The organism is Streptomyces hilarionis, assembly GCF_024539675.1.
Lineage (GTDB): Bacteria > Actinomycetota > Actinomycetes > Streptomycetales > Streptomycetaceae > Streptomyces > Streptomyces hilarionis.
In genome coordinates, this window is sequence record NZ_JAHHIT010000035.1 from 107,854 (window position 1) to 114,004 (window position 6,151).

3 protein-coding genes and 1 pseudogene are annotated in these 6,151 nt (G+C 67.9%); 1 reads left to right on the forward strand and 3 read right to left on the reverse strand.

The window, feature by feature from the left end; translation table 11 throughout:
- Positions 1 to 41: 41 nt before the first annotated feature.
- The gene (locus KMS84_RS05715) at positions 42 to 3,404 is read right to left on the reverse strand and encodes an alpha-L-rhamnosidase-related protein (protein ID WP_256914936.1); all 3,363 of its coding nucleotides are present in this window, start codon (positions 3,402 to 3,404) and stop codon (positions 42 to 44) included.
- 684 nt (positions 3,405 to 4,088) lie between these two features.
- On the opposite strand from KMS84_RS05715, the gene KMS84_RS05720 reads away from it, so the two are divergent.
- Positions 4,089 to 4,661, forward strand: a complete 573-nt coding sequence (locus KMS84_RS05720; RefSeq protein ID WP_256914937.1) for a dihydrofolate reductase family protein — start codon at positions 4,089 to 4,091, stop codon at positions 4,659 to 4,661.
- A gap of 305 nt (positions 4,662 to 4,966) precedes the next feature.
- Here the strand turns inward: KMS84_RS05720 and KMS84_RS05725 are convergent, their stop codons facing one another.
- Both KMS84_RS05725 and KMS84_RS05730 read right to left on the reverse strand, forming a co-directional pair.
- The gene (locus KMS84_RS05725) at positions 4,967 to 5,284 is read right to left on the reverse strand and encodes a hypothetical protein (protein ID WP_256914938.1); all 318 of its coding nucleotides are present in this window, start codon (positions 5,282 to 5,284) and stop codon (positions 4,967 to 4,969) included.
- A 197-nt stretch (positions 5,285 to 5,481) separates the two neighbouring features.
- Positions 5,482 to 5,909 (reverse strand): annotated as a pseudogene (locus KMS84_RS05730) (IS1380 family transposase); the annotation flags it as partial.
- Positions 5,910 to 6,151 lie beyond the last annotated feature (242 nt).

Below are 6,151 nucleotides of genomic sequence, written 5' to 3' on the forward strand. Positions count from 1 at the left end.
GGGTGCGTGCCGGCGCGGTCAGCCACTGCGGCCGCGGTGGGCTACTTGACGCCGATCTCGGCCAGTTGCAGGCGGAACCTGGTGCTCTCGTCGAAGGCGGCAGCGCCGAGCCTCGTTGCCGTCAGGCGCAGGTAGCGCCCGGTGGTGGAGGTGAGGGTGTAGGTCTGGGCGGCTCCGCTCGGGTTGGCCTGTCCGGTGACGGTACGAGCCGTGGTGTAGGTGCCGGATCCGTCGGCCCGGGTCTGCAATGTGAAGTCGACGGGGAAGCCCGCGGTGCCGCCGCCGGTGGCCGCGGCGTCGGTGCGGGGGTGGAGGGTGACGGCTCCGATGGGCCGGTCCGCGCCGAGGTCGACCTCGATCCACACGGGTGTGGCGCTGACGTCGGCGGAGGGGAAGTCGATGCTGGTGAAGCCCTTGGCACCGGTGATGCTGGTGGTGGTGCCGTCAAGGATCCGGGTCTTGCCCCAGTCGCTGTTCTCCAGCGTGTAGTTGGCCGTGACGGTGGTCCCGGCGGTGGGGACGGTGAGTTCGGCGAGTTGCAGGCGGAACTTGGTGGATTCGTCGGAGGCGGCGGCTCCGAGCTTGGTGGTCAGCACACGGACGTAGCGGGCGGTGGCGGTCTTGAAGCCGTACGTCTGCACCAACCCCTGGGGGTTGACCTGGCCGGTGACGGTGCGGGCGGTGGTGTAGGTGCTGGATCCGTCGGGGCGGGTCTGGATCGTGAAGTCGACGGGGAAGCCCGCGGTCCCTCCCCCGGCGGCCGGGGTGTCGGTACGGGGGAAGAGGCGCACGGCGTCGAGGTCGGCGTCGGCGCCGAGGTCGACCTCCACCCAGACAGGGTTCGCGCTGACATCGGCGGAGGTGAACTCGTTGCTGGTGTATCCCCTGGCGCCGCTCACGCTGGTGAGCTTGCCGTCGGTGAGCCGGTTCCTGCCCCAACTGCCGTTCTCCAGGCTGTTGTTGCTGGTGACCGGACGGTTCAGGGCGAGGTTGTCGAGGCGGCCGGTGCCGGTGGCCGTGAACGTCCAGGTGCCCGGCTGGGCCTTGAAGTAGACATACGAGGAGTCCTTGCCGTCGTAGCTCAGACCGCTGACGCTGCCGGTGGAGGAGCCGCCGGTGAAGACCGTGGCGCCGTTGGCCTTGATGACGGGCTGGGAGCCGCCGTAGGTGGGCACGCCCACTCGGGCGGTCGTCCCGTTCGGCGAGGTGAGTGTGAGGGTCGCCTGGGCGCCGTCGCGGGTGATGCCGAAGCGGATCTCACCCGCGACGGTCGGCGTCACGGTATTGATCTTGGTGAGGGTGCCGGTCTGTGGGGTCACCTCGTACGTCGTCCAGCCCGCCGTGGTGGGGCGCACACCCGCCGCGTAGGCGGACAGCGCGTACAACGGGCCGCCGTTCCAGGCGTGGTTGTCGGTGCCTTGCGACTTGACCCAGACCTCCCACAGGGTGTGGCAGGCGGGGTCGGCGACCTGAGCGGCGAAGCGGTTGCGCATCCGCTCCTCGGCGACGGTGGCCGCACCCATCAGATACAGCGCCTCCAAGACGTAGAACTCCATATAGGGGCTGGCGTTGAGGTGGGTGCGCAGCACGTTGATGATCGCCGGGTAGTGGCTGGGAGCGGCCAGGCCCGCGACGACGGCGAGAGCGTTGCTGCGGTCGTCGGTGTCGTCGTTGTAGCCGGGCGAGCGGTACTCGTTCTTCGTGGAGTTCCACAACAGGGTGTCGAAGTTGGCCTTGATGCCGGCGCGCTGGGCCTGCCATCCCGCGACGTCATCGGTATTGCCGCTGAGGGCTGCAAGTTTGGCGGCGGTGTCCAGGGCCAGGTAGTACCAGCAGTTGTCCAGGACGCGGGTGTCGATGTCGCTTCCCCAGTCCTGCCAGTCCCAGTCCCCGGCACGGTGGGCCACCAGGCCGTCGTTGCCCAGGCCCCACAGGTCCAGGTACTTCTTCACCGCCGGGTAGGCGGCGGTGACCGTGCTCGTGTCGCCGGTGTAGAGGTGGAACCTCCAGAAGGACCACACTGAGGCGAGCATCTGGTGGGGCAGTTCGGCGGTCCAAATGGTCGAGGGCATCGGGGAGTAGAGCGGCCCGGTGTCCTTCTGCCAGGCGGCCAGCTGGGAGATGGCCTTCTTGCCGAGCGCGTGGGACCTGGTGTCGAAGGTGTAGAAGCCCTCCTTCAGCTGGTTGACCACATCGCCCCACCACTGGGCGCGCTCGCGGGTCGGGCAGTCCATGTAGTTGTCCCGCATGTTGACGTACATGGTGCGGGCGGCCTTGGTCCACACGGTGTCGAAGAAGGCGTCGCTACTGGTGAACGACCCGGCGATATCGGTGTCGTAGCCGGACTCCCGGTACTTGAGATCGACGACGGTCACGCCCGCCGGGATGGTGTACCGCACGGCCGTACCGCTCATCCATGCCAGCGCCTCGAACTCCTGGACCCCGCCGGTGCAGACGTAGGTGGCGCGGACGTTGAAAATCGTCTTCTGGTCGATGCCGACCAGACCCTTGCCGTCGTCGTAATGATCGGTCTGTATACCGATCACCGCGCCGGCCGGGGCATCAACCTTCAGGTACGGCGTGACCTGGATGTTGGACGGCAGGGTGGCCCAGATCGCCGTGGAACCCTGACCCGTGGCCGGGAGCGAGGCGTCGTTGACGTAGGGCTTCAGGCCGGAGTAGCGGAGCTGCGGAACCGGCCGTTCGACGAGGCCGTTCCAGGGCGCGGCTCCGGCGGAGCCGAAGTCGGTGGGCGCGCCCCAGGAGCTGTCGTCGAAGGTCGGGGACTGCCAGTCGGCCATGGCGGTGGCCTTGCGGGCGTCGTAGTAGACGTTCGATTCCGGAAGCCGGAAGTTCACCTGCGTGCCGCTGGTGTCGTTCGAGTAGCCCGGGTGAACCGTGTACTTCCACTGGGTGTCGCTGACCAGGCGGGTGGCGGTGGAGCCGGTCGCGATGTCGGACTGGAACAACAGGCCGCCGTTGCCGCTGCTGCTGTGCGAGAAGCCCTGCTTGCCGAAGTACGTGACCAGCAGCGCCACCGTGTTGCTGCCGCCGGCCAGATACGGGGCCAGGTCGATCTCGTCGTAGTAGGTGTCTGTACGGTTCGGCCCGCGCTTGAGCCCGCCTTCGAAGATGACGAGAGTGCCGTTGACCCACAGCCAGTATTTGGAGTCGGCGGCGATCCGGGTCACGGCTCTGGAGGGCGCGGAGCCCAGGGTGAACGACCTGCGGAAGGCCACCCACTGATTCGTCGCACTGGAGGGAGCCCAGATCCACTTCGCGGTCCACGAGGCGGCCGCGGACGCGGTTGGCGCGAGTACGGGCAGCATCACGGAACCCACAGTGGGGGCCAGGGCCACGGCTATGGCGGAGCGCAGAACGTTGCGGCGCGTCACATCGTGCATCGCGGGCTCCTAAGAGACATACGGAGAGCGGAGAGGGCGGCAGAACACGTCTGCAACCCGAGGGCTCGAGGCGGGTCGGAATTGCCGCTTCCGACATTATGAATCGATTCAACTCGATGTTTGCAGGGGTGATCCTGGCCCGGGCTCGGGCGTCGTGTCAATCGCCGTGCAACCGGAATCTGCGGAGCGGCCCGGCTGATGCCGGCAGGTCTGCACAGTTGGGGTGAAGCGTGAGGATCCCACGCGTCGAGCGGCCATGTGAGGGGCTCGGGACCGAACTCGGGACCGAACCGGCCAGGGCTCAGTGACGTTCCCCAGGCGGTCGGCCGGCGAGAACGAGGTCGGTGCTGGACTTGTGGACGGTGGTTCGTTTCACCGCTCGGTCTGAGTCAAGCCGCCGATCGCTTCCACCACCACTGGGAGGCCGTGGTTTGACCGGTCCAGCGTTTGCGGTGACCATCACGGCCTCGGTTCCGCGAGAGGTGCGGCTCTCTTCTGCAGTGAGCGTTGTGCATCTGGAAACGGCTGATCATCGGGGCTGCTGTCGGTGGGTGCACGGCCCTTCGGCTGGTCGCGGGCGGGTGCCTGTGGTGAAGGGTTGTCTGTCAGACCGATGAGTAATGCCGCCTCGCCAGGTCCACACGCAGTGAAAGCAGTTCCAAAGGAAGACCACGGGAGGTCGTAGTGTCCAGATCAGTGCTCGATATGTCGGTGTCTCTCGACGGGTACATCGCCGACACCGACGATTTCCTCGGCGGCGACGATGGTGAGCGGCTCCACAAGTGGGCCGACCCTGACGGGGAGTCCGGCCGGCCGTCCGGACCGGCCATGCAGTTCCAGGACGAATGGAATGCGGCCGGTGCGGTGCTCGCGGGACGTCGGACTGCCGAGCTCATGGATCACTGGGGTGGCGATCACGGCGGTCTCCCGATCTTCGTGCCCAGCCACCGCCCGCCCGGACCTGCCGCTCGCTGGGGTTATCCACTGGTCACGTACGTGACCGATGGGATCGAGAGCGCGATGGCACAGGCCAAGGCCGCAGCCGAAGGCAAAGACGTGCAGGTGCGTGGTGCCTACACGGCGCAGCGGGCGCTCGAGGCCGGGGTGCTGGATGAGGTACAGATCCACCAGATCCCGGTCCTTCTCGGGCGTGGTCGTCGGTTGTTCGATGTATTGCCGTCAGAGATCGAGTTGGAAATCGTCCGGGTGATCGACACGCCGCAGGCCACCCACATCCGCTACCGCGTCCGTCGCTGACGACATGGGCAGGCGATCTTGAGCGTGGAAATCGTCCGTGCCGGGCACGAGTACGCGATCCGCAATCCACACCTCCCCCGGTTCGAGCAGGTCGGTGACGGTCGAGCCCGACACCTTGGCTTCTCCACCCAGCCGATGTCCTGCGGTGTGCGCCCGCTGCGCTCCAACGCCTCAGCCATCACGTCCTTCTGGGCAGGCGGGCGGGGGTGGCGGGCCCGGCGGTGCGGCCGTCGTCGTTGACCGCGATGCCCTCCAGTACGGCGAGCACCGGGTCGCCGCCCGCTTGGGATGCGCGGCCGGGTTGTTCATGTCGAACCGGCGGCCGTTGGCAGCCCGGTTGTAGGGACGTCCGCGGCCATCACCTGCTCGCAGAGCGCAGGCCACCCGTCGGAGGCAAAGCCGTGCCGCGTCATGTCCGGGTGGACGCCGGGCGCGGTGTCATGGTCGACGGCGCCCACCACGTCCGTGGGCACGCCCCGGGCGTCCATGGTCGCCCGGCTCCGGTCGATCAGCCCCTGCGTGTGACTGAGCGCCGGCGGCGGCTTGAGCGTGCAGTCGACGAACAGGGCGCAGATCGCCGAAACGGCACGCGTCGTCGGTCGACGGGCGGGCGTGACGGCCATGAAGGGCAACTTCACGCAAGCAGCTGTGCCCCTGAGCAGACCTACGGCACCATCCCGGGCCCGGACTCGGGGCAGCCTCTCGCGTGAGGTCCGTTCCTCCCCCGAGCGACTCACCGGCAAAACCGGCGCTTCCCTGCCCGCTGCCGTCACATCCCCACCCATGCGACGCGCAGGGCACGGGCGCCGCGCGCGTCCCGCCCCTTCGGCCGGCCCTTGAGGGCATCGCCAGCGGGTTCGGCGACCCACGCGCCGTCCCACATGTGGCCGTCGGGTTCGGTCGCGGGCGTCCAGGCGGCGCGGGGACGAGCAGGACGGCCTGATGCATGGCATCGGTGAGGGCCATCCCGACCGAGTAGGACAGCCACCGTCCCAGCTGCGTGGACCGGTTGGGGAAGTCGTGGCCCCGCCGGCCGAGTCGGTGCGGATCAGGGTCCGCCCTGCACGCCGGTACTTCTTCGGGAGCGGAGTCGGCGCCTGCCGGGAGACGGCGACGTGGTCGCTCGCGGTGCTACTGCCCGCGGTGCGCGGTCGCAGCGGGCCCGCGACCGGTTTGCCGGGAGCCACCTGGGCCATGGTCGACAAACGCGAACAGCGCATGGCGGCCGAAGGCCTTCTTCCATGTGGCGCCGTTCCAAAGGGGCGTGACTCCACAATTTCGCTACAAGGGCATATTGGCTGCGATTGACCGTATGTCGCACGGCCGGTACCGGATGATCGTTACACTCAGTCCGGCGGGGCGGCACGACGGTGACACTGCGTTCATTGTGTTCGTTGCATGCGCCCTATAACATGACTGATGATCACGAAGGGAAACGGGAGTGACGGGGGTCTCTTCTGAGATGGATGTGACTGCTAGGTCCGTCGGCC

Excerpts from the sequence above, each read along its gene's own strand:
- KMS84_RS05715 (WP_256914936.1), bottom strand. The coding sequence starts at position 3,404 with ATGCACGATGTGACGCGCCGCAACGTTCTGCGCTCCGCCATAGCCGTG.
- KMS84_RS05725 (WP_256914938.1), bottom strand. The coding sequence starts at position 5,284 with ATGGCCGTCACGCCCGCCCGTCGACCGACGACGCGTGCCGTTTCGGCG.